This window comes from Sphingomonas sp. PvP056 (assembly GCF_040549155.1).
Lineage (GTDB): Bacteria > Pseudomonadota > Alphaproteobacteria > Sphingomonadales > Sphingomonadaceae > Sphingomonas.
Map to the genome: position 1 here is coordinate 1 of NZ_JBEPST010000005.1, position 23,689 is coordinate 23,689.

The 23,689-nt window shown below is 62.5% G+C and carries 19 protein-coding genes and 1 pseudogene; 13 read left to right on the forward strand and 7 right to left on the reverse strand.

What is annotated here, in order from left to right:
- Window positions 1-1,399: 1,399 nt before the first annotated feature.
- Window positions 1,400-1,573, forward strand: a pseudogene (locus ABIC17_RS13030) (tyrosine-type recombinase/integrase); the annotation flags it as partial.
- A gap of 179 nt (window positions 1,574-1,752) precedes the next feature.
- On the opposite strand, the gene ABIC17_RS13035 reads toward ABIC17_RS13030, so the two are convergent.
- On the reverse strand, window positions 1,753-1,932 hold the full coding sequence (locus ABIC17_RS13035; RefSeq protein ID WP_492727376.1) for an SDR family oxidoreductase: 180 nt from the start codon (window positions 1,930-1,932) through the stop codon (window positions 1,753-1,755).
- 144 nt (window positions 1,933-2,076) lie between these two features.
- Here ABIC17_RS13035 and ABIC17_RS13040 point away from each other — a divergent pair, with 144 nt between their 5' ends.
- Both ABIC17_RS13040 and ABIC17_RS13045 read left to right on the forward strand, forming a co-directional pair.
- Window positions 2,077-2,841, forward strand: a complete 765-nt coding sequence (locus ABIC17_RS13040; RefSeq protein WP_354282356.1) for a histidine phosphatase family protein — start codon at window positions 2,077-2,079, stop codon at window positions 2,839-2,841.
- On the forward strand, window positions 2,838-3,719 hold the full coding sequence (locus ABIC17_RS13045; RefSeq protein ID WP_354282358.1) for an NAD(P)H-hydrate dehydratase: 882 nt from the start codon (window positions 2,838-2,840) through the stop codon (window positions 3,717-3,719). Before ABIC17_RS13040 ends, ABIC17_RS13045 begins: the two co-directional genes overlap by 4 nt.
- Window positions 3,720-3,917: 198 nt before the next feature.
- On the opposite strand, the gene ABIC17_RS13050 is transcribed toward ABIC17_RS13045, so the two are convergent.
- The 3 genes from ABIC17_RS13050 to ABIC17_RS13060 form a co-directional block, all read right to left on the reverse strand.
- On the reverse strand, window positions 3,918-4,445 hold the full coding sequence (locus ABIC17_RS13050; protein ID WP_354282360.1) for a DUF4142 domain-containing protein: 528 nt from the start codon (window positions 4,443-4,445) through the stop codon (window positions 3,918-3,920).
- Window positions 4,446-4,534: 89 nt separating this feature from the next.
- Window positions 4,535-5,029: a hypothetical protein gene (locus tag ABIC17_RS13055; RefSeq protein WP_354282362.1), complete on the reverse strand. Its 495-nt coding sequence runs from the start codon at window positions 5,027-5,029 to the stop codon at window positions 4,535-4,537.
- A 74-nt stretch (window positions 5,030-5,103) separates the two neighbouring features.
- Complete coding sequence (locus ABIC17_RS13060) at window positions 5,104-5,958, reverse strand: manganese catalase family protein (RefSeq protein ID WP_354282364.1); 855 nt, start codon at window positions 5,956-5,958, stop codon at window positions 5,104-5,106.
- A 315-nt stretch (window positions 5,959-6,273) separates the two neighbouring features.
- Between ABIC17_RS13060 and ABIC17_RS13065 the strand changes: the two genes are divergently transcribed.
- Genes ABIC17_RS13065 through ABIC17_RS13080 form a run of 4 tightly spaced genes read left to right on the forward strand, consistent with a single transcriptional unit; the run spans window position 6,274 to window position 11,046 of the window.
- Entirely contained in the window at window positions 6,274-7,122 is an 849-nt protein-coding gene (locus tag ABIC17_RS13065; protein WP_354282366.1) for an MBL fold metallo-hydrolase, read from the forward strand.
- Between the two features lie 11 nt (window positions 7,123-7,133).
- Window positions 7,134-7,655 carry a ferritin-like domain-containing protein gene (locus ABIC17_RS13070; protein WP_354282368.1) on the forward strand — a complete coding sequence of 174 codons (522 nt, stop codon included), beginning with the start codon at window positions 7,134-7,136 and terminating at the stop codon, window positions 7,653-7,655.
- 23 nt (window positions 7,656-7,678) lie between these two features.
- Complete coding sequence (locus ABIC17_RS13075; RefSeq protein WP_354282370.1) at window positions 7,679-9,913, forward strand: hypothetical protein; 2,235 nt, start codon at window positions 7,679-7,681, stop codon at window positions 9,911-9,913.
- Window positions 9,910-11,046 carry a glycoside hydrolase family 130 protein gene (locus ABIC17_RS13080; RefSeq protein ID WP_354282372.1) on the forward strand — a complete coding sequence of 379 codons (1,137 nt, stop codon included), beginning with the start codon at window positions 9,910-9,912 and terminating at the stop codon, window positions 11,044-11,046. Before ABIC17_RS13075 ends, ABIC17_RS13080 begins: the two co-directional genes overlap by 4 nt.
- A gap of 53 nt (window positions 11,047-11,099) precedes the next feature.
- Here ABIC17_RS13080 and ABIC17_RS13085 read toward each other — a convergent pair whose 3' ends face one another.
- Window positions 11,100-11,804 carry a DNA-3-methyladenine glycosylase gene (locus ABIC17_RS13085; RefSeq protein ID WP_354282374.1) on the reverse strand — a complete coding sequence of 235 codons (705 nt, stop codon included), beginning with the start codon at window positions 11,802-11,804 and terminating at the stop codon, window positions 11,100-11,102.
- A 15-nt stretch (window positions 11,805-11,819) separates the two neighbouring features.
- Here ABIC17_RS13085 and ABIC17_RS13090 point away from each other — a divergent pair, with 15 nt between their 5' ends.
- The gene (locus ABIC17_RS13090) at window positions 11,820-12,128 is read left to right on the forward strand and encodes a hypothetical protein (RefSeq protein ID WP_354282375.1); all 309 of its coding nucleotides are present in this window, start codon (window positions 11,820-11,822) and stop codon (window positions 12,126-12,128) included.
- A 305-nt stretch (window positions 12,129-12,433) separates the two neighbouring features.
- Here ABIC17_RS13090 and ABIC17_RS13095 read toward each other — a convergent pair whose 3' ends face one another.
- A complete protein-coding gene (locus ABIC17_RS13095) occupies window positions 12,434-12,688 on the reverse strand; it encodes a hypothetical protein (protein WP_354282377.1) in 255 nt (84 codons plus the stop codon).
- A 239-nt stretch (window positions 12,689-12,927) separates the two neighbouring features.
- Between ABIC17_RS13095 and ABIC17_RS13100 the strand changes: the two genes are divergently transcribed.
- The 5 genes from ABIC17_RS13100 to ABIC17_RS13120 all read left to right on the forward strand — a co-directional run bounded on the left by ABIC17_RS13100 (window position 12,928) and on the right by ABIC17_RS13120 (window position 21,983).
- On the forward strand, window positions 12,928-14,148 hold the full coding sequence (locus ABIC17_RS13100) for a glycosyltransferase (protein ID WP_354282378.1): 1,221 nt from the start codon (window positions 12,928-12,930) through the stop codon (window positions 14,146-14,148).
- A gap of 195 nt (window positions 14,149-14,343) precedes the next feature.
- Window positions 14,344-16,545 (forward strand): UDP-galactopyranose mutase, encoded by a 2,202-nt coding sequence (gene glf, locus ABIC17_RS13105; RefSeq protein WP_502958468.1) that lies wholly within the window; start codon window positions 14,344-14,346, stop codon window positions 16,543-16,545.
- Window positions 16,542-18,611, forward strand: a complete 2,070-nt coding sequence (locus tag ABIC17_RS13110; protein WP_354282382.1) for a glycosyltransferase — start codon at window positions 16,542-16,544, stop codon at window positions 18,609-18,611. Before glf ends, ABIC17_RS13110 begins: the two co-directional genes overlap by 4 nt.
- Window positions 18,604-19,704 (forward strand): zinc-dependent alcohol dehydrogenase, encoded by a 1,101-nt coding sequence (locus tag ABIC17_RS13115; RefSeq protein ID WP_354282384.1) that lies wholly within the window; start codon window positions 18,604-18,606, stop codon window positions 19,702-19,704. Before ABIC17_RS13110 ends, ABIC17_RS13115 begins: the two co-directional genes overlap by 8 nt.
- Window positions 19,701-21,983 carry a glycosyltransferase family 4 protein gene (locus ABIC17_RS13120; protein ID WP_354282386.1) on the forward strand — a complete coding sequence of 761 codons (2,283 nt, stop codon included), beginning with the start codon at window positions 19,701-19,703 and terminating at the stop codon, window positions 21,981-21,983. The genes ABIC17_RS13115 and ABIC17_RS13120 overlap by 4 nt, the downstream gene beginning before the upstream one ends.
- Here the strand turns inward: ABIC17_RS13120 and ABIC17_RS13125 are convergent.
- Window positions 21,974-22,612, reverse strand: coding sequence for a hypothetical protein (locus ABIC17_RS13125; protein WP_354282389.1), 639 nt, complete (start codon window positions 22,610-22,612; stop codon window positions 21,974-21,976). The two genes, ABIC17_RS13120 and ABIC17_RS13125, sit on opposite strands and share 10 nt — an antisense overlap.
- Between the last annotated feature and the right edge of the window lie 1,077 nt (window positions 22,613-23,689).

Here is a 23,689-nt window from a genome sequence, read left to right on the forward strand (position 1 = left end):
ACCACGAAATCTGCGTCGTGCTAGGTCTATCTTTGCCACAAGATGTTTGCAATCGAGCTACTGCGTGCGGACCGGGAACGCCCGCAAGTGGGCGTTTCCAGTCCGTCCGCTTAGCCGCCCGAAAGCTGCCAGTCCGCTTTGGGGAGCATCCGGCGCCCCCACCGTACCTAAACGTCGCGAACTGGTGGTAAGCGGAACGGCAGCTATCGTAACGCATGCATGACAGTCCCGCCGATGCCGCTTAGAAAAACGATATAGATAAAAACCGGAAGGGTGAGGAACTTAGATAACCGCCACGCCTTGTTAGGGGGTTGCGCGGTGCGCCCCAGGTATACTGAAGCGATTATAGCACCGACACCGAATAGCGCCGGGATAGCCGCCAAACCTTCCCTGCCTGACTTGGTGCTCTCGATTACTGACCAAGTTGCAAATGCGCAGACGCACGCCGACGACCACAGTGCCATCCGAAGCTGGTTTTTAGAGGTCATCCAACGGTTTAGTTTGTCCTCGGCAGAGCCGGGCCTTGCGATCCATCCCATTGTGTCAAAGTGCCGGATCAGAGCCGACGATGCAATGACTGCAACTGGCCGTTTGCGGAACGTCCGCTCCGCCGCCCGAAAGCTGCCGGTCGGCTTCCGGCAACGGTGGTCATGTTCAGACCGGCTGAACGTCGCGATCTGGTGGTTAGCGGACGTCTGTTTTTAGCAACACAGCTTCGACATCACCGCCGACGGTTCCCGACGACTTTGACGCGCTCCACGTGTTTGTAAACGAGCTAATCCCGCCGCTGGCGTAGCAGATTTGAAGCGTGCGCCCGTCCGGCCAACGAAGTGACAGGTGATCCATATTGTCGCCCGATAAAATTAACCGGCGATCTGCACCGTTCTTCGCAGAGATATAGACGCTTGAATAGGTCGACGTCGCCGCTCCGCCTCCGGCGTCGAATCGAATTTCTGCACAATATTCTGCTGTGCACGATCGCTGCTGTAATTGTCCATTCGCAGAACTCGCTGAACACCCGATTAGCGTCGCGGCTGTTATGAATGATAGGACAGCCGAGCGGTTGCGAACATACGTCATATCAAGCGACCTAACATGACGCGCGTATGTCAGCTATTGGGCGTGAGCGGACTGGCAGCTTTCCCACCCGATAGCTGCCGGTCAGCTTTTAGGCGTCTTGGACGCCCGCGAAGGCTTTGAACGGCGACAGATGGTGGGAAGCAGCCGTCAGCGATGCTTGGCAGAGCCAATAGCGCCCCATAGACAAAGGCCGACCCAAGTAAGGTTCCAAATCACTGCGGGCCAAAACCCAATCGGCTGCGTCTTTCGCTCGGCGGTGAGAGAGAGAGACCTTTGTAGATTGCCTCCATCGTGCCGGTGCGAAACCCTTGGAGCTGAGGATTACGGTACCCACTCCCTTCGACGCACCAAGGCGTCGATCATCCACAAGGCGACGGGCAACCTTCGCGCAGTGCCAAGCCTGCTCGGTCATGCCAAGATCGAGAGCACCGTCCGCTATCTAGGCGTTGATGTGGAAGACGCTTTGGAACTGTCCGAGCGGACCGAAGTCTGACCGGGTCAGTTTGACCAGTCACGGCCATCCAAGCGGTCTTAGCTGTGTCCCGAAACCGGACCTTCGTTATTTGGCGTCTATCGGCAAATGGTGATGCTGACGCATGACTACTCCCGTTAGCGGCCGCAACGAGAGCGATGGTCCGACCAACCTCAGCCGGGCCATTTGCGCCGTTGCATTCAGGCGCCGAAAGTGCCGTCGATCGTATGCATTGCACCGGTTACGAAGCCCGCCTTCGGCCCGGCCAGCCAGGCGACCATGCCCGCGACTTCCTCAAGCCGTCCGTGGCGCTTAATCGTTATAAAGTTATGCATCAGATTTTTCATCGGACCGTCTTCGGGGTTGGCTTCGGTATCGATCGGCCCAAGTTAAACGATGTTGATCGTGATGCCGGAAATTGCGTGCAAGCCCCCGCGTCTAGGCAGCAATACCCCAGCAGCATGCAGCCAATTTCGGCCGAACAGCGTTAGCTACAACACAGCACCACTTTGGATCAGTACCTTATGACCCTTGCACGTTGGCCGGCTCGTCTCTGGATTGTCCGTCACGGAGAGAGTGCGGGAAACGTGGCGCGGGACGCAGCCCATGCCACTGGAGCCGAACGCATTGAGCTCTCGGGTCGCGATGTCGATATCCCGCTGTCCCCGCTCGGCGAGCACCAAGCCCGCGCGCTTGGGGCGTGGTTCGCGAGCGCGGCCCCGGACGACCGCCCCGACATTCTGCTGGTCTCCCCCTATGTCCGCGCGCGCCAGACGCTGAGCCTTTTTTATGAGCACGGGGGCGCAACCGGCGATGAACCGGTCGGTATCGACGAACGTCTGCGCGAAAAGGAGTTCGGCATCCTCGACGGCCTGACGACCAGTGGTGTTGCGTCGGTATACCCGGACCAGGCTGAGTTCCGGCGTATCCTTGGCAAATTCTATCATCGCCCGCCTGGCGGGGAAAGCTGGTGCGATGTCATCTTCCGCCTGCGATCGCTGATGGACACCATCGCGTTGCACTATGCCGGACGTCGCGTGATGATCGTCGCGCATCAGGTCGTCGTGCTGTGTCTGCGCTATGTCATCGAGAACCTGAGCGAGGACGAGATCCTTGCCATCGACCGCGAAGGCGATGTCGCGAACTGTTCGGTCACCGAATACCGCTTTGATCCCAAAGGTCCGCAGGGTGGAGCGCTCGAGCTCGTTCGCTACAACGATCTCATCGACCAGGAAGGGTCTGCTCCGGTCACTACCGAGCCGGACCATACCACCGGAGTACGAGGATGACCGATACCATTCCGCTCGACAGCAACTGGATTGCGACTAACCCGCCCCCCGTGCACGGCAGCGGCACGACCAAGAACAGCCGCGGACGCGTGCTGGCAATCGGTGGCTCCGCGATGGTTCCGGGCGCGCTTCGTCTCACTGGCGAGGCTGCGCTGCGCGTTGGTGCGGGCAAGCTCCAGATGGCGACGATCGCATCTGCGGCGATCGGACTCGGCCTGCTTGTTCCGGAGGCCGGCGTTCTCGCGCTGCCGCAGGACGACGACGGAGAGATAGGCGACGCCGCCGGTCCTCTACTCGAGAAGTCGCTGAACAGTTGCGATACGCTGGTCGTCGGTCCCGGCATCGGATCCACCGACGCTGCCGAAGCGCTCTTGCGCCTGATCCTGACACAACCCTGCGACAAGGTAACGCTGGTCGTAGATGCGCTGGCCATAGGGTCCGCACGAGGTCTGCGCGAAGCGCTGGCGGCGTTCGACGGTCGAATGGTCTTCACGCCGCATCACGGCGAAATGGCCATGTTGACGGGTCTCGAGGAAGATGTGGTCGCGCAGTCTCCCGACAAGGTCGCGCGCGATGTGGCCGTGCAATACGGGGCTGTCGTGGTTCTGAAAGGCAGCGATACCGTGGTCGCGGCTCCCGACGGAACGGTGCTGCATTATGGCGGCGGCGGCACCGGCCTCGCAACCGGCGGTTCGGGGGATGTCCTGGCCGGGGCAATCGGTGGCCTGCTGTCCCGCGGCGCGGCACCCATCATCGCGGCCGGTTGGGGCGTATGGTTGCACGGCCAGAGCGGACGCCGTGTTGCGACCACCCGCGGCCCCATCGGATTTCTCGCGCGGGAAGTCCCTGCCGAGTTCCCCCGCCTGCTTCCGCAATGACGACGGATCTTGTGGCGCGCGGCGCACGGCGCACTGCCGGTTTCGACCGCATCATACCGCACGCGCCGGATCGGCATAAGTTGAAAATAAAATCGGGCCAGCCGTCACGAGTTTACGTCGGCTGGCCCGATACGATGGCGTCCTGTTTTCAGGACATTTGCGCGAGACGCAGCGCTAATCTCGGTGCTGCGCTACCGCTTACATGCCCGACATGCTCCCCATCGGCTTGCCTGCCTGCATTTTCATCGCAACATCCAGATGCTGCTTCACGATGGGCACCGCAGCCTTGGCCGACATACGCAAGGGTGCCTGGTCTCCACCGGCTGAGTAGCTCTGGTTGAGATCCAGTGCAGCCTGGTGCGCCGGGATTTGCTGCCCAATGTACAAGCGATCGAAATCGGCTGCGGATGCGGTCTGCAGTTCGTTGATCGACGCGGTCGTACCGGCATCCAGCGCAGGCGGCGTCGGCGTCAGCCCCGCCTTGGCGGCCGCCTTGATGGTCGCCGCAGTCGTCTTCTGGTGATGTTTAATCATCATTGTAGCGAACTTGCGGATCGCCGGCGTCTGCGACTTCTGCAGCGCGACCTGACTGGAGTTGATCTCGTACAGGTCACTCATTCCGGCGGCCATGACATACGGCATCGCGGCTGTTTTCGCTTCGGGTGGTGGTGGCGGGGGTGGCGTCTGGGCAAATGCTGCCGTGCCGATCGTCGCTGCAAGCAACATGCTGATATGTCTGATCCTCATGGGTTCACTCCTGTTTGACTTTAAACTGCGGGTTGGCCGTGGTGGGGTCCGGCTATTCGTTCCAGTCGCTACGAACCGCTGCCCACGACCGACGACAATGATCCGTCCGGATTGCGACCCTCGCGCGCGAGAGCCGCATCCTGCTGCGCTTGCCGAATGTCTTGCGGACTGCCCTGTCGCGCTACGGGGATCGCGACTTCGGCAGTCCCTCCGGCGCCAGCCGCGCCATGCAGTGCGCCTGCGATCTCGCGATCGAATTCGCCGGCTTCGATCGCAACCCGCATGTTTACCAGGTAATCGGCGAAGCGGTCCCTCGGAATGAAGTTCGTCGTCTGTCCGTCGATGGTGAGGGGCGCCCCATTACGGGTTGTGGGCGTAAACGCGACATGGTCACCGTCCCGGACGAACCAGGGACCCGACCGAACTCCGTCCGTCGCCCACGCCTTCTCGGCCAGATGCAGATCTTGCAACACCGCGTTGCGGTCCGAAACCGGATCGGCGGATGTAGAGAGCGCATCCTGCAACGCGGATTTGGCCGCGCTAATAATGCTATCCAAGGCCACGCTACGTCTCCAAATACTCTTGCAGGACCACGATCGCTGCGGAGCGAGCGACTGCGCGCTCCGCAGCGTCACCCTCAGCCGATTTGCTGGTTCTGCGCACCGCTGTCGGGACGCGCCGGCCCCATCACCGGCTCGTCGCCAAGCGGTTCGTTCCGGAACACCGTGAACTCGCCCTTGCCGTCCATTGACGGGCCTGACGTCCAGCGGCCTTCCGGGAACGTCCCGTCCACCGACGTCGCGTAGAAATTATAGTTGTTCTGCTGGTCTTCCATATCCTGCGGGAAGCTGTTGGGGATCGGAAGGTTCATCGCTTCGGCCCCCAGCTCCTCGATGACGGCGAGCCACTGTTGCTGATGCATCGTGTCGCGCGCAATCATGTAATGGAGCATCTTCTTCATGCCCTCGTCATGCGCCGCATTGAACAGCCGCACCGCGAGAACACGGCCCGTGCTTTCGGCCGCGACGTTGCAATACATGTCCGCTGCGACGTTCCCACTCGCGTAAATGTGGCTCATGTTGAACGGCACGCCATCCGAATCCATCGGCATGGCGGCCATGCCGCCCGACAGTAGATTCTTGTGAATGATCCCCTCGATGCTCTGACGGGGGTTCTCGCCGCCCATCACCGCGCCGACGATGCTATCCTTGACGCCTTCTTCCTGCAGATGCGTCGGCGCCTTCTCGAGGTTCAACGCAACGGCCGTCGCCAGCATCTCGATATGACCGATTTCCTCGGTTGCGGTGTGCAACAGCATGTCACGGTATTTCGTGGTCGGCGCACGGTTACCCCAGGCCTGGAAGAAATACTGCATACAGACACGGATCTCACCTTCGACGCCGCCGATCGCCTGCTGAAGCATTCGCGCAAATGCAGGGTCGGGGTTGGTGACCTGGACCGGGTACTGCAGCTTCTTGTCATGGTAATACATGTTCGGCTCCGCTATGATGAATATCGCCAAGAGACAATAAGGCCGAAACGCGCTTTGCCTCGGGTTGATCCGCAGAAAACCAGGGCAGTTGATCTTGGTTAATGCATTCGCAAGTCAGGGTTCTGTTCTACATCGGTCATAGGAAACGATCTTACTGATCCATATTAGTCGGGGGAAACGATTGTGGATGACGCCTGTTTGCAACCTTGGCGTCGCGGTTTCGCAAGCTGCCTACTGAGCCTGCAAGCCCACGACCCCTGGCAAACGCGTATTCGTTAGTCAGGCATTTATGGCGACCTACGCAAGGGGTTAACATTGATCAGGATCCATCATCTGAACTGTGGAACGTGCTGTCCGATCGGTGGGCGTCTGTTCGACGGCTACAGCCGCGGTCTATCGGCGCATTTGGTGTGCCACTGTCTGTTGATCGAAACGGATGCCGGCCTTGTTTTGATCGATACGGGCTATGGCACCCAAGACGTGACCCGCCCGGGCGAACGGCTGTCCAACTTCTTCCGGGCGCTCAACCGACCGCAACTCCGGCCTGACGAGACGGCGGTAGTGCAGGTGCGCCGCCTCGGCTTCGAGCCGGCCGACGTCCGGCACATTGTTGTGACGCATCTCGATTTCGATCACGCCGGCGGGATCGAGGATTTTCCCAACGCGCGGATCCACGTCACGGCGCGCGAAAAGGAGGTCGCCGATCAGCGTCGCGGCGGTGCCTTCGTCTCCCGCAAACGCTATCGCCCGCAGCAATGGGACGAGGCGATGAACTGGTCGCTCTATCCCTTGGGCGGGGGCGAACGCTGGTTTGGCTTCGATGCAGTCCGCGACCTCGAAGGCCTGCCGCCGGAAATCCTGCTCGTCCCACTCGCGGGTCACACATGGGGCCATGCGGGGATCGCGATCCGGGAAGATGACGGCCGCTGGTTGTTCTACGCCGGCGACGCCTATTTTCACCACGCCGAGATCGACGGCGAACGCCGCACCTGCCCGCCCGGGCTGCGCGGATATCAGCGGCTGATGCAGGTCGATGCCGATGCGCGGATGGCGAACCAACGTCGCGTGCGGGCGCTGTCAAGCGATCACGGCGATCGCGTGCGCATCTTCTGTGCGCACGACCTCACCGAATTCGAAGCCCTTACCCGCCATTCTATCACTTGAGGAGGATATCCATGACCACGCATCCTGACGACGTTTTACGCTCCGTTTTCGTCACCGGGTTGAAGAACGTCCACGGCGTCGAACATCAGGCGCTTGCCCTGATCGACCGGCAGCTCGACCATTTGACGCATTACGCCGAGGTTGCCGACATGCTGCACAAGCACCGGGTCGAAACCCAACAGCAAATCGTCCGCGTCGAGGAGATCCTCGATGGGTTGGGTGAAAGCCAGTCCTGGTTGAAGGACGCGGCGCTGACCGTGTCGGGAAATCTTGCCGCGATCGCGCATGTCTTCGCGCCCGACGAGATCCTCAAGAACAGCTTCGCCAATTTCGCCTTCGAGAATTTCGAGGCTGCCAGCTACACCTCGCTGATCGCGCTTGCCGAAGCTGGCAGCTTCACGAGCGCGGTGCCGTTGCTTCGGACTTCGCTCACCGAGGAGCAGGCGATGGCTGCGTGGCTCGACTCCAACACCGCCGCCCTCACGCTGCAATATGTCGCACGCCGCGCGGCCGGCGAAACCGCCAGCCACTGATTGGGATAAGGGGAAGCTATCCAATGAACGTCAAGACGCGCCCCGCAGAATTGCCAGGGGTCAGCGCATCGGTACTGACGCTCAAGGCCGAACTCGACGCGCAGTCGATGCAGGCGTTGGGCACGCTCGTTCTGGCCGGGCGCGACGTGCGCGTGATGGCGGGGCGCGACGCGATCTGGGTCATCGTCCGACGCGATGGCCTGGGCGGCGTCGCTTTCCGGGCAGCGCATACGCCCGGCGGTGCGACCGGGATCAAGACTCGGGTCGACCGCGCCGGCACCAGCCTGACGGTCACGATGGACAGCGCGCAGGGGCACCATTCGCTCCAGATCGCGACACACGAAACGACGCTCCCTACCCTGCGCTTCACATCGAAACTGGTGCCCGCGGCCCCCCTGCTGATCGCCTTCCAGCCGCGCGATGTCTATCCGCTAGGCCTGGGTGATGACCCGCTCGTGGCGGTGGGCGAGGTCGCGGCGGCGCAACGTGGGCTCAATTCGGGGCTGATCTTCTTCCATCTCGACGAACCGGCGTTTGGCAGCGTGCTGTACTTCCAGAACCTGACCGCGATGAACGACTATTTCGTCGCGACGAAGACGACGCCCGACACCGCCGTTGGCGGCGTGTGGCCCGAACTCGGCTATCTCCCCCCTACCCCGGCGCAGACCGGCACGCCGGCGGTCGATCCGTTGCCCGCGGACCAGGAAGTGACGATGTCCGACGCGATCATCGTCTTCCACGACGCCGCTGCGCGCGACGAACAGGATTCCGGGCTGCGCTTCCTGCAGATGCAGGGCGCCGCCTATCGCTTGCTCGATCTGCCAAGAACCGAATATCGCGACTGGGTCACACGCTCGGAAACGACGATCCGCGACCTCGACACCGCACCCGAAGCCACGATCAGCCACTATGGCCATCGTTATTTCCACCCCTACACTGCGACCGAATATCCTGACATCATGGTGCAGATGTCGCTGTTGTCGGCGATCCGTAATTATGCCGACTGGGCGGGCAAACCCGTTCCGCTCGCTGACGAGATTGAGGCCGGGCTCGGGAAATTCCACGACACCAAACTCAAGACGATGCGGCGGTATCTGCCCAACGTCGGCAAGGACAAGGACAAGACCGCCGTCGACAGCTGGTATCTCTATCACCCACTGCTCAATCTTGGTCATCTCGCGGTGGACGGCGATGCCAAGGCTAGGCGGCTATTCATTGGCTCCCTCGACTTTGCCATCCGCGCAGCGAAGCATTTCGATTATGCCTGGCCGATCCAGTTCAAGGTCACCGACTTTTCGGTGATCGTCGAAGCGCGCAACGACGATGGACTGGGCCAGACCGATGTCGGCGGACTCTACGCCTATGTCATGCTGCAGGCGTTCCAGCTGACAGACGACAAACGATATCTCGATGAGGCGCGCAACGCGATCGACGCGGCTCGCGGTATGCGGTTCGAGCTCAATTATCAGGCGAACCTGACCGCCTGGGGTGCCGCCGCCTGCATGCGGCTGTGGCGTGTGACGAACGAAGGCTATTACCTGCGGCAGAGCTACGTCTACCTCGCTTCTTTCTTCCATAATTGTGCCATCTGGGAATCCCGGATCAAGGGCGCCGCGCAATACAGCAATTTCCTCGGCGTCACCTGCCTGCACGACGGCCCGTACATGGCGATCTACGAATGCTTCGACAGCTTCGCCGCGTTCGAACGTTATTTGAAGGATAGCGGGCCCGACCTCGATCCTGCCGCCCGGATGCTGATCAGCGAATATTGCAAATACGCGCTATACCGGGCGTGGTTTTATTATCCCGATGCCTTGCCCGAGGCATTGCTCGCCGACGAGCAGCGTAATGGCCACATCGATCGCAAGCGGTCCTTCCCGCTCGAGGATATGTACCATGACGGCCAGCCGGCGGGTCAGGTCGGGCAGGAGATATACGGCGCGGGGGCTGCGATGGTGTTCGCAAGCCGCACCTGCCACGACATCGACGGCGCACCGTTCCGGATGTTCTGCGACCATTTCGTAATGACGATGGAGCGCAACGCAGCGACATCGGTCAGCTTCCGGCTCGACGGCGGCGACGGCTGTCTTGCCAGCGTCAGCCTGATCCGGACAGGTCGCCGCGAGCTACCCGGTTTCGTCGTTGAAACCGCGACGGGGGACCGCGTCCGTGCGCATCACACGTCCGCCGATCGGATCGACTTCCATGTCCCCGCCTCCGGGGGCGTCACCATCCGTTGGAAAGAGGATGCCGCGTGAACTATCCGGTCGATACGCTGATCCTGGTACCCGATGACATCGACCTGACCCGATCACCACTCGCGGGGCAATTGGCGGAGGAAACCTATGTCCTTGGCGCATTCAACCCGGGGCTGACTCGCTTGCCGAACGGCAATCTGTTGATGATGGTCCGCGTTGCGGAAGCGCTGCGTACCCCCATTCGCGACAATGAAATTCGCTCGATCCGATGGACAGACGAGGATGGTGCCGGTCGGTTCGTGCTTGATGCGTGGCCGGTCGACCGCACCGATACCGCAGATCCGCGCAAGTTCACCCTGCGCAGCGGTGGCTGGAAGATCATGGCACTGACCTCGCTGTCCTGGCTCCTTCCCGTCGAACTGACGCCCGATGGCACGCAACGTATAGCCATCCATTACGACAAGGCGATCGTCCCCGCGTACAGCTTCCAATGCTATGGGATCGAGGATCCCAGGATCAGCCGGGTCGATGGCCGGTACCTGATGACCACCTGTTCGGTCAGCCCCGAACGCCATTCGACCACGCTTTACACATCCGACAACGGGATCGACTGGGATTTCGCCGACATCATTCTAGATCATCAGAACAAGGACATGCTGCTGTTCGAGGGGCTGATCGACGGGCAATATTGGGCGCAGACGCGGCCACTCGGCGATCTGTATTTCGCTTATCCGCCGGGCAGCGAATGGCGCGCGGGACCATCGATCAACCTCGCGACATCACCCGATGGCCTGCACTGGAAGCCTCACCGCCACCCCGGGATCCGCACACGCAACGAAACCGTCGCGACCGCGCGGATCGGTGCAGGCACACCACCGATCCTGACAGAACGCGGCTGGCTGACGCTATGGCATGCGGTCGAACCGCAGGAGATCGTCGGCATCTACCGCACATACTGGTCGATCCTCGATCGCGATGATCCGTCCCAGGTCATTGCGACAGACGAGGTCGCGATCCTCGAGCCGAATGTCGACCTGACGCGCGCGATCGAGCACCAGATGTATCTGCGGGACGTCGTATTCTCGACCGGCATCGCCGAACATGAGGAGCAATATATCGTAGCGTCGGGCGAGGCGGATCTCGCCTGCCGGATCACGCACATTCCCAAAAGTGCCTTCGGACTAACGCGTTGATCTTCGATCGTGAAAATCCGAGTGCCCGACCGCGCACGCCCAATCCGCTATGCCTAGGGCATCGGACGGCTGAGAAATGCGGAACCCGCCATGCCAAAGCGCCACGGCGTTTCGCTGCCATGCCGTATTCCAATACGGGGGCCGGTCGCGACCGCAACCACCGCAGTGCCGCCGAAAAGTGCAAACGGCGGCGCTGCCAGGTCGGCCCCGTTGAAGGTTGCATCAACCGCCAACGCCTGAGCCAACTTTCCCGGGCCGCTGCATAGCGAAGGCAGGCTGTGCATCTGTCGGCGAGCCATCATTTCCTCGATCCCGGTCGTCGGTTGGATTGCGCGAATGAGCACCGCACTCCCCGGCGGGCCATCCGAACATACGAAGTTCAGGCACCAATGCAGCCCATAGATCCGATAGACATATGCCCGGCCCGGCGGACCGAACATCGGTGCGTTCCGGGGCGTCGGCCCGCGATAGCTGTGCGACGCCGGATCTGTCGCGTCGTACGCTTCCGTCTCAACGATGATCCCGCCAATACCATGTACCAGCAGACAGGTACCGATGAGCGCCGCAGCGACAGTCGGCGCATTGCGCGCGAAGAAGTCGTCCGGCAGGTTCGCCGACGGTTTGCAAGATGAACCCCACGGCAACCCGTCCCTCAAATGTTGCGGCTTCAGCATGATGTGCGAACCTTCCGCAAGGAAGATGAGTTCCGCGCCGCACTCCTGTTGAACAAGTGCCGTGATGGAACGTTCAATCTGCACCTATAGGAGCACGAAATGTCCACCAACCGCGCTAATCCTCCTGCCGCTTCGAAGACGTCGACAGACACGGACATTGGTCCCGACAACGGCGTGCGGCCGTCCTTTGCTACACCGATCGATGAACGACTGGGCGAGATCGGCACGGGCGATGGGTATTCCGGACAGGAGTATGACAGCGTCGGTCAGGCGGAGTGGCGGGCCGAACAGGAGCGCCGGAATGCGTCCGCGGATGGCGTCGTGCGGGGGAGCGGCGCTGGTGCGGCCGGAGGAAACCCGGGGGAAGATTTCGATGTCGCCACGCCAGGTGGTGCCGATCCCGAATAACGGGCGACTTTGGCACCCGGTCGCCCGGAAACCCGTAACAGCAGTACATGCCCCCCCGGTTGTCGGGGGGACTATCGCGAACAGACCGAGATATGCGAGGCGTCGAGGAAGTTCTACGCTTTGGGGGCCCCTCCCCGTTCCGCGGCAGTCACGCTACCGACAGCAGCTGCAGGACGGAGCGGGCTCCGCCGATCGCCGGGCTTCTGCCGCCAACCGTCTGCGTTCCGTCCGGTTCAATGCGGGAGCCAGCGCCGACACCCCCTGCAAACTTTTCAGGGTCGCGCCGTCCTTGTCCGACAGCGCAGTCAAAGCGCATCACCTTCAGCGATTGCCTGTTCGATCATGGCAGACCAGACCCGGACATCACCCGTGGCCGACATCGCGCTGGACGGTTCGCGGATGGTGCGAAGAATAGCGTTGGCCTGTTCAAGATAACCGCGCCACGTCTCGTCCACACTGTTCGATGCCGACTGCTCGGTTCCGTTGGCGTTGGCACTATGGTCTGATCCCGCCAAGGCGCGCGCGATGCGCTCGGCCAGAGTTGTGGTCGCTACGTCCATGATCGACTCCCGTATTGCATGTCTAACACCGCTCGAACGGCGTGTGAGTTCCACGGAAAGCCGGGAATAGTTCAGATGGCGGCACTGTACAGTGCGCGCTGTTGTCCTGCAGCCTGATCTGCCGACGAGTTTGGAAAACCTGGTCAGCGGGTCAACGAGGCGGGACTGTCCACAGCCCGGCAACGCCGCTGCCGCACAATAAACACGCCGGCAAACAGGGCTTTTCCTCGGCCGCTGCGTTGGGCCCGCGTGGCGAGTGGTATCCTCGGCTCAAAGCAGGGAGAGTGGTGATGGCAGCGCAGTTGACGGTGCGGCGGTCCGTTGTGGTGATCAGCGACTTCGTCGAAGGTGTTGACGGCCCCTTCCCCGCCAAGCGTATGCCCTCAACGCCTGCGCATGCGAACGACCCCCATAGCTTTCCTTGGATCGGTGATACCGGCAAAACCCGCGAAGTCGAAGTCGCTGGCGGGTATCTGGAGCGGTTGCCGTTGGCACTGATCGCAGCCGGGATCGTCGAGCAGGCCGAGATTTGGCACCATTACCGTGGTGCGGGCGAACCACCCTTCCGCCGTGAGAGCCCGGAACTGGCAAGGCGCGCCTTCCGTCCAGACAGCGAAACCCCGCCTTTGGCATCTGCCGAGATGGCAGACTTTGTGCGGACCTTCGGCGCACCGCATATCCTCGTCGTGCTCGGGCTCGGTGTTTCGCGCGAGCTTCTCGCGCTCTGCGCCCATAGCGTCATCATCTACAATTCGATCGATGCGCCCGCATTGCGCGTACCGCACGAGGTCAGCGCCTGCTTCGATCTCGTTCTGACCGGCGCTCAGTGGCAGTCCGACGCGGTAGAAACGGAGCATCCCGGCATGCGGACCGCGATCCTGCCGATCGGGCCTGAATTCGCCGCGGTCGACCAGTTCCGCCCGCTCGGGACCAACAAGGATATGGACCTGATCTACGTTGCGGCGGCACAGCCCTATAAGCGCCACGACATCCTGTTCGACGCACTGGCGACATTGCCACGCGACGTGCGGGCGCTCTGTGTCTTCGGCTATGGCGAAGATGGCGATATGCTGCGCCGACGGGCGCATGAGCAAAATCTGTCGATCGAGTTCGTTGGGCCACCCGGGGTGTCTGTCGACGAAGTCAATCGGCTGATGAACCGCGCAAGGTTCGGCGTGGTTTGCGGTGTCGATGACGGCGCTCCGGCAATCCTGACCGAATATATGCTCGCCGGTTTGCCCGTATTGGCAAATACCGAACTGCGCTGTGGTTTGCAGTTCATCTTGCCGGAGACGGGGCGAACCGCATCGGCCGACGAGTTTGCCGCGGCGATCCTGGACATGCGCCAGAACGCTTCGCACTACAGTCCGCGCGAGACCGTGTTGGAACGATGGACATGGCCGCACAGCGTTGCGCGCCTTCGCCCGATAATCGAGCAGATACATGATTCAAAGCAATGACAATTGCATGGCGAGGTTGTTGGAGACAGCATAAGTTCGGTTAACAAGGCGGATTACCGCGGGTTCACGGAGTAGAAGTGCGTGCACGGTAGCGGACAGGATTACGGCCTTTCGAACGCAATCGAGTCCGACCCGCCGCTGATCTGCTTTTCGCATCTTCGCTGGGATTTCGTGACCCAGCGGCCGCAGCATTTGATGAAGCGGTTCGCGCAGAACCAAGCGGTGTTCTTCTGGGAAGAGCACATCCCGTGCGATCACCCGCTGCCGTATCTTGAACATCATCCGTTCCCGGCGGACCGCATCGTCACGCTTCGTCCGCGCTTGCCGCACTGGTGGAACCCAGACCAGGTCGAGGCAGGGTTGCGCGAGTTGCTCGACATGTTCGTCGCGACGAGCGTTCGCGCGAAGCCGCTGCTCTGGTTCTACACGCCGATGATGGTGCCGTTCGCCGAGCATCTCGACGCTGCGGCGGTCGTCTATGACTGCATGGACGAACTGTCCGCGTTCCGCTTTGCGGACCCTGCCCTGCTGGAGCGCGAAGCGCGGTTGCTTGCTCTGGCTGATCTCGTCTTTACCGGTGGTCACAGTCTGTACGAGGCCAAGCGCGAACGGCACCGCGACGTCCACGCATTCCCCTCGGCAGTCGATGTCGCGCATTTTGCGCAAGCCCGTACGGGCGCTGTCGAACCCGAAGACCAGCGAGGCATCGGTGGCCCGAAGCTCGGTTTCTTCGGCGTGATCGACGAACGCATCGACCTGGCGCTTCTCGATGCGGTCGCCGACGCCCGCCCCGACTGGTCGTTCGTGATGATTGGCCCGGTCGTGAAGATCGATCCCGCGCATCTGCCCCGCCGTCCGAACATCAACTGGCTGGGTTCGCGCCATTATGGCGAGCTTCCCGCATATCTGGCGGGGTGGGACGTCGCGTTGATGCCGTTCGCGATCAACGCCGCGACGCGGTTCATCAGCCCGACCAAGACACCCGAATATCTCGCCGGCGGGCTGCCGGTCGTCTCCACACCGATCGTCGACGTCGTGCGACATTACGGTGACATCGCGGCTGTAACGATCGCGGCTGACGCCAAGGCTTTCGTAAACGCATGTGCCGACGCTCTGACACTACCACCCGAAGGCGCGTGGCGCGACGAAGCCGATCGCCTGATCGCAACGCAATCCTGGGACCGGACCCAAACCGCAATGGCAAACGAAATCGACCACGTCCTGCGCACCAGGCGATCCTACGAACCCTCCGTAAAGCGCGAGCGCTACGACACATTGGTCGTCGGTGCGGGCTTTGCCGGTGCGGTCCTGGCCGAGCGGCTTGCTGCGGACAGTGGCCAGCGCGTCTTGGTCGTCGACCGCCGCCCGCATATCGGCGGCAACGCCTTTGACGAGCATGACGAGGCCGGCGTGCTGATCCACCGGTACGGACCGCATATCTTCCACACCAATTCCGCCGACGTGTTCGACTATCTCTCGCGCTTCACCGCATGGCGGCCGTACGAACATCGTGTTCTGGCGAGCGTCGATGACAAGCTGGTGCCGATGCCGATCAACCGCACGACGCTCAACGCGCTGTACGGCCTGTCGCTCGAGGACGACGCGGCGGCGGCTGCTTTCCTTGCCAGCCGGGCCGAACCGGTCGGCGAGATCCGCACCTCCGAGGACGTCGTCGTCGCTGCGGTCGGGCGCGATCTCTACGAGACGTTCTTCCAGGGCTATACGCGCAAGCAATGGGGTCTCGATCCGTCGGAGCTAGACCGCACCGTCACCGCGCGCGTGCCGACGCGCACCTCGACCGACGACCGCTATTTCACGGACACCTTCCAGGCGATGCCCGCCAACGGCTACACCCGGATGTTCGAGGCGATGCTCGATCATCCCGGGATCACGCTCGACCTGGGCGTCGAGTATCGCGACGTTATCGAGCGCGTAGACGTTGGCCACATCGTCTTCACCGGACCGATCGACGAGTATTTCGACTTTCGTTTTGGCAAGCTGCCGTATCGCAGCCTGCAGTTCCGTCACGAAACACACGACGTCGCGCAGTTCCAGCCGGTTGCGGTCGTAAACTATCCCGACGAGACCGTGCCCCAGACGCGGATCACCGAATACAAGCACCTGACCGGTCAGCTCCACGCGAAAACCAGCATCAGCTATGAATTCCCCAGCGCGGAAGGTGACCCTTATTATCCCATCCCCCGTCCGGAGAATCAGGCGTTGTTCAAACGCTACGAGGCGCTTGCCGATGCGGAAACGGGGGTGACGTTCGTGGGACGGCTGGCGACGTATCGGTATTATAACATGGACCAGGTCGTTGGTCAGGCGCTCGCGACCTATCGTCGGATGGCGGCCAAGGTCGCTGCTCCTGCCGCTCCGGTTCTGGCCGCCGAATGACCCGCATCTGTCTGCTGACCGACAGCCTCGCTCCGTCCGGCGTCGGCGCGCACATGATGGCACTTGCCGAGGGGTTGCCCGCGGACGATATCGTCGTTGCCGCTCGACCCGGTAGCGGTCTGCTCGAGCGGGCCGCCGCCGCGGGCTTCGCCGTCAAGGCGCTTGACGATGATCCGGGCCTTGCGCGCTGGTTGCGCCAGGCGCGGCCTGACATCGTCCATGTCCATGCGGGTATCGGCTGGGAAGGGCACGCTGCGGTTCGCGCGGCGCACGCGGTCGGCGTGCCGGTGATCCGGACGGAACACCTTCCCTATCTCCTCACCGATCTTGCACAACGCGACGAACACCGGGAGTCTGCTTCCATGCTCGCGCGGCTGATCTGTGTTTCGGACGCCGTCCGGGACACGCACCGGGCCGCCGGCGTGGACCCGGTTCTGATCGACACGATCCACAACGGTGTCATGCCGCACCAGCCCTCCCGATCGCGGGCGGTGCTGCGCGGCGAATGGGCCGTCGGCGATGCCCCCGTGCTCCTGATGGTCGGGCGTTTTGCCGAGCAGAAGGGCCATGCGCTGCTGCTCGACGCGCTTCCGGCAGTGCGCGCCGTGTACCCGGATGTGATCGTGCTGTTGGCGGGTGACGGTCCCCTGCTGATCCCCACTGCCCGCAGTGTATCCGCAAGGGGCCTTGCCGGCAGCGTACGGATGCTTGACAACCGCAGCGACGTCGCAGACCTGATGACGCTGGCGGATCTGTTGGTCCTCCCTTCCGCGTTCGAGGGCTTGCCGCTGGTCGCGCTCGAGGCGATGGCCGCCGGTCTTCCCGTCGTGGCGACCGTTGCGCCGGGCAATGCCGAAGCGATCGAGGACGGGGTCACCGGCCGCCTGACCGCTGCCGACCCGGCAAGCTTTGCCGACGCGATTGTCTCGATGCTTGCCGATCGCGACACGCTCGCGACGATCGGGACCGCGGCGATCGAACGCCAGCAGGCGCAGTTCTCGGCGGACCGGATGATCGCCGAGACACGCGCGGTCTACGCCGGCGTGCAAGACCAGACAGAAACAAAAGAAGGAGACGGTGTGGAGCGTACACGGATCGGGTTCATCGGCGCGGGCGGCATCGCACACCGGCATTTCGGCGTACTCGAACAGTTCGACGACGTCGCGATCGTCGCGGTCGCCGATGTCGACATGGCGCGCGCGACCGAGGCAGCCGCCCGGTTCGGGGGGCGCGCGTTCGACGACGCCGCCGCGATGCTCGCCTCGGTCGACCTTGATGCGCTCTACATCTGCGTGCCCCCCTTCGCTCACGGCGAACCGGAACGCCTCGCGATCGACCACCGGCTTCCGTTCTTCGTCGAGAAACCGGTCGCGCTCGATCTGGGCACCGCGGAGGATGTCGCTGCGTCGGTCGAGCGGCTCGGCCTCGTCACCGCAGTCGGCTATCACTGGCGGTATCTCGATACGGTCGACGAGGTGAAGGCACTGCTGGCGGCCACGCCGGCGCGCCTGCTGTCGGGCTATTGGCTCGATTCCACGCCACCGCCGCGCTGGTGGTGGCGCAAGGACGCCTCGGGCGGCCAGATGCTCGAGCAGACGACGCATCTTGTTGATCTCGCGCGCTATCTCGTCGGCGATGTCGTCCGCGTCTATGGCCAGTCGGGCCACGTCGACCGTGCAGCCTTCCCCGACCTCGATGTCGCGACGACGAGCACGGCGATGCTGACCTTCGCGAGCGGTGCGATCGCAAATTTCGCCTCGACTTGCCTGCTCAACTGGAACCACCGCGTCGGGCTCCACCTGTTCGGCGAGGGCCTCGCGATCGAACTCACCGACCGTGACGTCATGATCGACATCGGTCGCGGGCGTCCGGTGCGCGGAACGCAGAGCGATCCCGTCGCACTGGAGGACCGCGACTTCATTGATGCGGTCCGCGGGGGCGAGAACCGCATTCGTTGCCCCTACCCCGCCGCGCTCGAAACGCTCCGCCTTGCGCTGGCGATCGAGCGCTCCGCCAGCGAAGGCCGCGCAATCGACGTGTTGGAGCGGGAGGCAGCGCATGTCTGAGTGGCGCCACGTCCGTTCGCTTGGCGTCGAGCGCCCTGGGCAAGCCTATTTCTTCGGCTATGACGAAGCGCCCCCGGGGGACGGGCAGGTCAGGCTCGATCTGCTGTACACCGGCTTTTCCGCAGGCACCGAGCTCACGTTCGTCAAGAACAGCAACCCGTACCTTCATTCGCGCTGGGATGCGGGTCGCGGCGTGTTCGTCCCCGGCGAACCGAGCGCGCACTATCCGGTGCCGTTCCTCGGCTACATGGAATGCGCGCGCGTCAGTGACAGCCGCGTTCATGATTTTGTAAACGGCGACATCGTGGGTACCGTGTTCGGGCACAAGACCGGCCACACCGCGGACCCTTTCAACGACATCCTGACCAAACTCCCCGCCGAGATGGACCCCATCCTCGGCATCTATGTCGGGCAGATGGGGCCGATCGCCGCCAACGGCATATTGCACGCCGACGCCGAACTGCTCGGCCCCAATGTCGTCAACCTCGGCGACGGCATCCGCGGCCGTCCGGTGCTGGTGATCGGCGCCGGGATCGTGGGCATGCTGACTGCGCTGTTCGCGCAAGGCAGCGGAGCCAGCGAGGTCGTGATCGCCGACCCCTCCCCCTTCCGCCGCCTTCGCGCCGAATGCCTCGGCATCACAGCGATGACCGAGGATCAGGCCTGGGCGCATGCCAAGGCCCGCTGGCTCCACGGTGGCGACGATCGTGGTGCCGACGTCGTTTTCCAGACCCGTGCCGATGCCGCGAGCCTTCACGCCGCGATGCAGGCGTTGCGGCCGCAGGGCACGGTGATCGACCTCGCGTTCTACCAGGGTGGGGCGGACCGGTTGCGGCTCGGTGAGGAGTTCCATCACAACGGGCTCAACCTGCGGTGCGCTCAGATCAACCGCGTTCCCCGCGGCCTGAGGTTCCAGTGGGACCGCCGCAGGCTCGCAAACGAGACGGTCAAGCTCTTGCTTGCGCGCGGTCCCGAGATCCGGGCGCAGTTGATCACGCACGTGGTGCCTTACGACGATGCGCCCGCGTTCATCGCACGGCTGGTCGGCGAACGTCCCGAATTCCTCCAGATTGTGTTCAAGGTCGGCGATTGAAACCTCTACCGATTTCCGACGCTCGCCCGATCCGCATCCTGTTCGTCTTTGCCTGGCTCGTCGTCGGCGGCGAAGAGACGGAGGTGCGGCTGCTCGCCCAGACGCTCGATCCCGCGAGCTACCGGATCGAAGTCGTCGCCTGCTTCCGCAAGCATGGGATGCCCGAGCAGACGCACGCGCAACTGGAAGCGATCGGCGTTCCCGTCGACCGAACGCCGTACGCGCTCGGCTTCAACGAGACCGTGGCGTATCTCGCCAGCAAGATTCCCGGCTACGACATTGTCGTCTCCTGCCAGAACGTTGCGGATATCTATCCTGCGCTCGAACGAATCCATCTCCGCCCGCCGCTGATTGAACATGGCGGCCTCGTATCCGAAGCACTTGCCGGCCCGAAGCATTTTACCAGCCGCTACGTCGGTGTTTGTGCATCGATCCGCAACGCCGCTGCCAGCCATATGCCGGGCCGCGAACATCATGCGCTCGAGATCCCGTCGATGGTTGACACCCGCGCTTTCGATCCGGCTTGCCGAATGCCCGTTCGTGCGACACTTGGGATTGCGGACGACGCCCCGTTGATCGGATGGCTCGGTCGGCTCGATCCCAAGAAGCGAGTCGAGGACTTTATCGACGCCGCGGCGCTGGTGCACCGGCGACATCCTGCCGCACGCTTCGTCATAATCGGCGGGCCGGACGCGTTCCTCCCCGATTATGCAGTCGCGTTGCGCAGCCGTGCGACGTCTCTCGGACTGGATGGAGCGCTCAGTTTCATCGGCGATCGGGACGACGTGCCCGACCTGCTTGTGGCACTCGACGTCTTCGTATGGCTGTCGCGCGGCGAAGGGATGCCGCACGTCATCGCCGAAGCCGGTGCAGCCGGCCTGCCCGTGGTAGCGACGCGCGACAACGGGTCCGAGCAGCAGATCGTCGATCAGGTCAGCGGCCTGTTCGTTCCGCACGAGGATCCGTCGGCGGTTGCCGCGGCGATCGAGCGGTTGATCGACGATCGGTCGCTCAGGTCCCGCCTCGGCCGCGCGCTGCGCACGAAGGTGGATGCGGAATATGCGGTCGGCGCCGTCGTCCCGCGGTGGGAAGCGCTGTTCGCCGAGCTCCTGGGGGACCGTACGCGCCTTCCCCGTGCGGCAGGACTCTTCCGGAGTTTCCTGCAAGGCGGCTTCGAATGCTCGACGCATCGACGGGCGCACGACCGGAAGCGCGTCGACGTGGTCGCAGCAAGCCACCACGACGTGCTTGCCAAGCATGACTACGCGGAACTCGCCAAGCTGGGCATCCTGACCGTCCGCGACGGCTTGCGCTGGCATCTGATTGAACGCGAACCCGGTCGCTACGACTGGTCGAGCCTCGATCGCCAGCTTGCTGCTGCGAAGATGACCGGAACCGAGGTCATCTGGGATCTGCTGCATTATGGCTGGCCCGACGACATCGACATCTGGACACCGGCGTTCGTCACGCGGTTCGCCGCCTTCGCCGCCGCCGCGGCGCGACATATCGGCCCCGCTGCCGCCGGCGAACGCCGCTTTTACGCCCCCGTCAACGAGATCTCGTTCTTCGCCTGGGGCGGCGGGGACGCGGCGTACCTCAACCCGTTTGCCCGCGGGCGTGGCTACGAGCTCAAGGTGCAGCTCGCCCGCGCTTCGATCGCCGCGATGGAAGCGATCCTCGTGGTCGATCCGGCGGCGCGGTTCGTCCACGCCGACCCGGTCATCAACGTCATTACCGATCCGGGCCGCCCCCATGACGCTCCCGCCGCCGAAGGCCACCGCCTTGCGCAATATCAGGCATGGGACATGATCGCGGGGAAGGCCTGGCCACAGATCGGGGGCCGCGACGCATTGCTCGATATCGTCGGCGTGAACTTCTACCACAACAACCAGTGGATCCATGGCGGCCCGCCGCTACCGTACGATCATCCGCTCACTCGCCCGCTCCACGCAATTCTCGCGGATGCCTATGCCCGCTATGGCCGCCCGATCTTCATCGCCGAAACCGGGATCGAGGGGAGCGCTCGCCCTGACTGGTTGCGGATGATCCTGCGCGAGGTGAAGATCGCCCGATCGCTCGGCGTACCCGTGGAGGGGGTCTGCCTCTACCCGATTCTGGATCATCCCGGCTGGGACGATGACCGCTATTGCCCCAACGGGCTGCTTGCCTGTTCGGAACACATTACCGAGCGTATCGCGTTCGCTCCGCTGGCCAAAACCATTCTCGACGAAGGTTTGGTTCCGTCGAGCACGACCCTATCGGAGACCGCTTACCGATAGTGGCTCCAGCGTCTGGCGTTCCAGGCCCGCTGCTGCACCGTGTCGCCGAAGCGCCAGAACATGGTCTTGCGTTCGTGCGGACCGGCACGAACGAGCGTCCAGCTTTCTCCCAGCGGCAATGCCACGATCCGGTGAATGTGACTCGCATCGATCCAGTGGCGCGAGTGTGGGTGCCGGTCAACGAATGCGCTTCGCCACGCACCGTCCGGCTGGAAGGTGAAGACCTCTTCGATATATCCACCGGACAGAATGGTGGTCTCGAACGACCAGGGATGATCATGCGGATCGGCGTGCGGCTCAGGCCGAACGAACCGATGCAATACCCTGCCATCATCGAGATGATATTTCACAAATGCGGGGGACATTCGCTCTGCGCGAACGATCGACGTGCCCGGCGGAGCATGATTGCGGGCGACTGCGGGGATACGAATAGGCACATCGCGGACATGGTATCGCGCGTTGCTACCAAGAAGACCTGTATCGATAAATACTAGGTCGAGCTTGGTATTAAAACCGGCAATCTTGCCCCGCGGTTCGGCGTTGAGCGTCGGACCGGGCGTAAGGTTCGATGATCGCCTCCCGAAAAGCGCCTTCAGCCTAGCAGTTAAGATTTGCTGCACAGTGACCATCAGACCCGCGGACTTTAGCGGTACTAGACGACCCGTTAATCGAGGCGAGGTTCAAGCTTTTGATCTCGAATGCGTCGATGGCGGCCATCGCGTTCACTCAGGGCTGTCCTTGGCATTAAGCATCTTGGAGGAGCACGATTGGCTCCAGTTCCTGACATATTCGCTTCACGTCATCGACGGTGACGAACCGGTGCGCGTTGCAGACACATTGTCTCCTTGTCGGAAAGTGAACGAACGTCAGCTTACTGTAGTCGCGACCCGAAAGCGGACTGGCCGCTTTCCACCCTTCACCCCGACAGCGCCCCCATCAAAGCGCGATCGATGAAGTTACCCGCCACCGGGCCGATTGCATGGACCAAGGACATGGGTCGGCTTAAATTGACCTGTCGCCCGCTACAATCAGGTGCTACAAATGCTACGAAATACCTGATCAGGCCTTTTACCAGGCTATTGTTTTTATTGGATTACTCCGCGGGATGACGTCTCCCGTAGGGGTCACCATTTTGAAAAGCAGTTTTCACTATGGTGACGAGATTCAGAACTTTAGAAACGGACCACTCATAAGTTGAGCATGGGGCGCCCAATCGAGCGTCCCTCTTGCGACGCGACTCTGCGCCCTCGATGTTTCAATTTCCGCCAACAGGCCAAGCGCGGATCGTGGCGCTCACACCTTGGACAAATGGTTTTCATACGCGCAATGAAGCCACGCGACAGCTTACGCTCCGCCACCGCGCGTGTGTCACGGATGACCGTGTCAATATCCATGCCGTTCATCGCGGTGATTTCGTAATGAGTTGCGACGATACGTATCGGGCGGGATGTTATTAGAAATTACGCCTTGGCCGGTAGCAGACTAATCGAGGAATACCTGTATTTGGGATATCGTCGTCTGCACGCGACTATTCGCGCACAGACGGAGTAAGTCCGTGACACGCTGACAATAGAGCATTCGATTTCGGTGTTCGGTTTGCCGACCAAGCCTGAGGCGCTGTCAGGTCAGACACTCCGTAATGCAGCAATGCCCCAGACCTTGACAGCGTGATGCATGCGCCCGTTCCCAACTCCCACCATTTGTTG